The organism is Moorena sp. SIO2C4 (assembly GCF_010672485.1).
GTDB classification, from domain to species: domain Bacteria; phylum Cyanobacteriota; class Cyanobacteriia; order Cyanobacteriales; family Coleofasciculaceae; genus Moorena; species Moorena producens.
Map to the genome: position 1 here is coordinate 1 of NZ_JAAHGN010000527.1, position 5,120 is coordinate 5,120.

4 protein-coding genes and 1 pseudogene are annotated in these 5,120 nt (G+C 45.3%); 4 read left to right on the forward strand and 1 reads right to left on the reverse strand.

Annotation, left to right across the window (positions count from 1 at the left end; genetic code table 11):
- Positions 1–148: 148 nt before the first annotated feature.
- Positions 149–403: pseudogene (locus tag F6K20_RS23580) on the reverse strand (glycosyltransferase); the annotation flags it as partial.
- 358 nt (positions 404–761) lie between these two features.
- Between F6K20_RS23580 and F6K20_RS23585 the strand changes: the two are divergent.
- The 4 genes from F6K20_RS23585 to F6K20_RS23600 form a co-directional block, all read left to right on the forward strand.
- Complete coding sequence (locus F6K20_RS23585; RefSeq protein ID WP_008188808.1) at positions 762–2,141, forward strand: RNA-guided endonuclease InsQ/TnpB family protein; 1,380 nt, start codon at positions 762–764, stop codon at positions 2,139–2,141.
- Positions 2,142–2,313: 172 nt separating this feature from the next.
- Entirely contained in the window at positions 2,314–3,657 is a 1,344-nt protein-coding gene (locus F6K20_RS23590; protein WP_044495002.1) for an NAD(P)/FAD-dependent oxidoreductase, read from the forward strand.
- 284 nt (positions 3,658–3,941) lie between these two features.
- Positions 3,942–4,913, forward strand: coding sequence for a homogentisate phytyltransferase (locus tag F6K20_RS23595; RefSeq protein WP_008188806.1), 972 nt, complete (start codon positions 3,942–3,944; stop codon positions 4,911–4,913).
- Positions 4,895–5,120 (forward strand): hypothetical protein (locus tag F6K20_RS23600; protein WP_287296230.1); only part of this gene is annotated, 226 nt, incomplete at its 3' end. The genes F6K20_RS23595 and F6K20_RS23600, both read left to right, overlap by 19 nt.

The window sequence follows — 5,120 nt, forward strand, 5'->3', positions numbered from 1 at the left end:
GTGCAATGTGTGAATGAAAAGAAATGTGAGTGAGAAGACCACGAAGTGCACCAACCAACCGACGACCGACGAAAAATGAAGCGGAACAATTTCACGCAACCGACGCAACATCAAATGGTGATGAAGGAAGTTATTTCCGTGAATGGGTCTCTTGTGGTCCGGCTGGCAATCGGATAATCCGAAGGTTGTCTACACTCCCATAGCCATCAAATTTCTCGGCAAATTCTGGCCAATCCGGATCAATGATGTGGCGGGTGAGAATATCTACTTGGTGACCTTGTTTTGCGATCGCATCTGCCACTTGCCTGACATAGACCAACTGACCACCGAAATCGGGATGTTCGCTAATGTAGCTATTTTTATGGTCAAAATTACCGTGAGGGTTGAGAAATCCAATGTGCATCACACTGACTCGAATAACAACCAACTGTTACCAAACCCTTACAATTCCTAGGATTGACAATCCGGGTTGAGCTTGTTTTGGGGCTCTTATGTTAATTAAAAATTAAACTTATCATTATATTATGAAATTCGGTTGTTTTCACGACACACTTAATAGTTTTTAATGTTAAGTTATATTAAGAAGCATCGGGAAAGAGGAGACCTCTTGCGTAAATAGCCAACAACAGCGTGATAACTACCAAGAAATCCGGGAATGTGAGAGCCCCTTCTTTCTAAGGAGGGGATGAAACAGACGCGGCGGGTTGAAACCCGCCGTATCCATTCAAGTAAGTTATAATAAGTAAGGAGGTGATATAAATATGTACAGAACAATTCCAATCAAAGCGAAATTCACGGACGAAGAAAATGCTTTTTGGTTATTTCAGTGCGAACAGGCCAATAGTTTGTGGAATTGTGCCACCTATTACTCCAAGCAAAAACATTATAGTTGGTTGGAGCAGCAACCAGAAGCATTTACAACTTACTGGCGCGGAGACGATCTAAGGTACGGATGGAAAACGTACAAGTGCGCTGTGAAGTATGCTGAGCTATGTAAAAGCCTTAAAGAAAACCCTCATTACAAGGCGATGGCGGCTCAATCAGCGCAACAAAACCTCAAAACTGTAGCCGAGTCAATTGCTAGCTATAACCAATTAGTCGGCCTTTACTATAAAGGTCAGGTAGATAGACCAAAGCTGATCAGGTATCGCCAAAAAGGTGGTCTAGCTGCTGTTACCTTTCCTCGCCAGGCACTTACTTACAAAAAAGGTTTATTTTATCCGTCTATTAGCAAAGAAAGTAAGCCAGAATTACTTACTGAAATCACCTTAGAGCCACCATGGTTCATAGATCCAGACTGGGTAAAAGAGGTAACCATTCGCCCATATCTAGGACAGCTCTGGATCGATTGGGTTATTGATAATGGAAAGCAACCAGTAGAACAAAATTCTAATTTAGATTATTCTCAAGCTTGGAGCTTTGATCATGGTGGAGATAATTGGCTGACCGGAGTTTCAACTCATGGGAAAAGCCTAATTATTGATGGCAGAAAGCTCAAATCTCTGAATCAGGGTTATGCCCGGTTGGTTGCTAAGTACAAAGCCGGAAAGCCTGAGTTTTATTGGGATGCGAACCTGGATAGGGTTCAAAGAAAACGCAATAACCAGATGCGTGATGGGATCAACAAGGCTGCCCGTTTTATTATCAATCGGTGTTTGAGTGATCGTATTGGAAATCTAATTATTGGGTGGAATGAACGACAAAAAGATTCAATAAATATGGGGCGACGGGGAAATCAAAACTTCGTCGTAATTCCCACTAAAAGACTCATTGAGCGATTAAAGCAACTAGCCTGCGAATATGGAATAAAACTAACAGTTACCGAAGAAGCGTACACCAGTAAAGCGTCTTACCTAGATGACGACAGCCTCCCAAAACATGGTGAAAAACCCCAAGGATGGACACCGTCAGGAAAACGGGTAAAGCGTGGAATGTACAAAACTTCTAAAGGTGACCTGGTAAATGCGGATTGCAATGGTGCCGCCAATATCGCCAGGAAAGTAGCCACACAGTTAGGTCTCGACCTTACCAAGGTGGGTAGAGGGAGCTTGACACTCCCACATCGATATGATCTTTTTGGATCTCTGTCTAGATCATATCGAACAAGATGTGGAGCGGCACGGTTTCAACCTGCCGCGTAACAACCTTGTAGAATCCCCCGTGTTTCAACCGGGGGAGATGTCAAGATAGTTACCTCCTAAAAACTGACTTTTACAAAAGGTCTACGGTTAAGGCAGGGACGTTATTCGTAATCAATCGTAAACAAATTCAGGAGAGGTAAGACATTCTATGGTTAGTTCTATGGTTAGTTCTATGGTTAGTGAAGCAAAGACCCAATCTCCTCACCATGTGGTCATTGTTGGTGGCGGATTTGGTGGACTCTATGCTGCTCAGGCTCTGAGAAAGGCACCAGTGAAAGTAACTCTAATCGATAAACGGAACTTTCATTTGTTCCAGCCCCTACTCTACCAAGTGGCTACCGGGGGCTTATCCGCTGGTGATATTTCCTCACCCCTGCGGGCAATCCTGAGTCACCAGAAAAATACTCAAGTGCTGATGGGGAAAGTAATTGGTCTTGACCCGAACCAGAAAACCGTTCAACTAGCAGACAAAGAAATATCTTACGACTCCTTGATCGTGGCCACTGGCGTTAGCCACCACTACTTCGGTAATGATCAATGGGCACAAGACGCTCCTGGTTTGAAAACCATTGAAGATGCCCTAGACATTAGACGTCGGATTTATTCTGCCTTTGAAGCAGCAGAAAAAGAAACTGACCCCGAGAAACGTCGCGCTTGGTTGACCTTTGTGTTGGTAGGAGGCGGACCAACTGGAGTGGAATTAGCCGGAGCCATGGCAGAATTGGCTTACGACACCTTAAAAAATGACTTCCGCGATATTGATACCTCCGAAGCGAGGATTGTGCTGTTGGAAGGGATGGATCGGATTTTGCCTCCTTACCCACCGGAGTTATCAGTAAAAGCCCAAAATTCTCTGGAACGGTTAGGGGTGACAGTACAGACAAAGACTCTAGTTACTAATATTGATAATGATATAGTTACCATGCGTCGAGGAGAGCAGGTAGAGGAAATTAACGCCAAAACTGTTCTGTGGGCAGCAGGGATGAAAGCATCTGCCATGGGCAAGGCGCTAGCAAACGCTACTGGTGTCGAGCTAGACCGGGCTGGACGGGTGATAGTACAACCGGATATGAGCTTGGCCGGACATCCGGATATTTTTGTGATTGGTGATTTGGCGAATTTCTCTCATCAAACCGGTAAGCCCCTACCAGGAGTTGCGCCAGTGGCGATGCAACAAGGCAAGTATGTATCTACTCTGATTCAGAAGCGCCTCAAGGAGGAGACAGTACCGGATTTCCATTATCAGGATTATGGTAATTTAGCGGTGATTGGACGGAATGCCGCAGTAGTGGATTTGGGGTTTGTTAAGTTCTCTGGTTTCCCCGCTTGGCTAGCCTGGATTTTTATCCACATCTTCTTCCTGATTGAGTTTGATAACAAGTTGCTGGTAATGATTCAGTGGGCATGGCATTACCTTACCTTTAAGCGCGGGGTTCGTTTAATTACCAACCTTGAGGAAGAACCAGCAGGGAATTTCGAGGAGAGAAGAGATTATCGGACGCCGGTACAGGTGTAGAGCTTTAGGGATTAGGGATTTAGGTAAGCTATCAGCTATCAGCATTCAGCTATCAGCATTCAGCCATTAGCTATCAGCTTATGCGCTACGCGCACGCTACGCGAACAGCCATTGGCCTACGGCCAAGCTACATCGAACAGCTTTTGAATAAAATAAGCTGACGGCTGACGGCTGACCGCTGACCGCTGACCGCTGAATGCTTACGTATTAAGAACCCTTACACTAAGTTTAAGTAGTAAAACCATTAACCTAAACTTTAATCCCTAATACCATTAACCTGATCCATGAGTCAGATTTCCTCTAAAACATCTACTCCTCCCTCGATTAATCTATTGGAGCAACCAGCCGCTTGGCTGTACAGTTTCTGGAAATTTTCTCGTCCCCATACGATTATTGGGACGAGTTTAAGTATTTTTGCCCTCTATCCCATTGCCGTGTCCATGACTAACAGTGGTTGGACTTGGCAAGGGTTCGGTCAACTGTTGGGAGCTTGGATTGCTTGTTTGTGCGGTAATGTCTATATCGTAGGACTAAATCAAGTCCACGATGTGGAGATTGACCAGATTAATAAACCCCATCTTCCCATTGCTGCAGGGGAGTTTTCTCTGCAACAAGGTCAGGGGATTGTGGCGATAACTGGTATCCTAGCGCTACTGTTTGCTTGGTTATTGGGACCGTGGTTGTTGTTGATGGTCAGTATTAGTTTGGCAATTGGTACAAGCTATTCCTTGCCACCGATCCGGCTGAAGCGGTTTCCCTTTTGGGCAGCGCTATGTATTTTTTCAGTACGGGGAGCAATCGTTAATGTAGGTCTGTTTTTACACTTTAGTTGGGCATTGCAACAGGGACAAGTGATGATGCCCACCGCAGCAGTGTGGGCATTGACCTGGTTTATCTTAGTCTTTACCGTTGCGATCGCAATATTCAAAGATGTCCCAGATATCGATGGGGATAAGCTTTTCAATATCACTACCTTTACCATCCGCCTCGGTAAATTGGCGGTATTTAATATAGCACGGGGGGTGATTACTGCTTGCTATCTCGCCATGGTGCTAGCTAGTGTGCTGCTCCTCGGTTCAGTAAATATCCTCTTCTTGGTAGGAACCCATCTGGTAGCATTAGCAGTAATGTGGTGGCGCTCTTACCAGGTAGACTTGGAGGATAAAAATGCGATCGCTAGTTTTTATCAGTTTATCTGGAAACTGTTTTTCCTGGAATATTTAATTTTCCCAGCGGCTTGTCTCTTAAGACTATAGGGTTTCTCAATCAATCGAATCAACAGCCCGTCAGCCGTCAGCCGTCAGCCGTCAGCCGTCAGCCGTCAGCCGTCAGCCGTCAGCCGTCAGCCGTCAGCTTATTTTATTCAAAAGCACCTCTGCATCAAGACAGCGTGCCCGTAGTGCATAAGCTGATAGCTGATAGCACCTCAAGTAGCGTGCGCGTAGCGCTTAAGCTGACCGCTG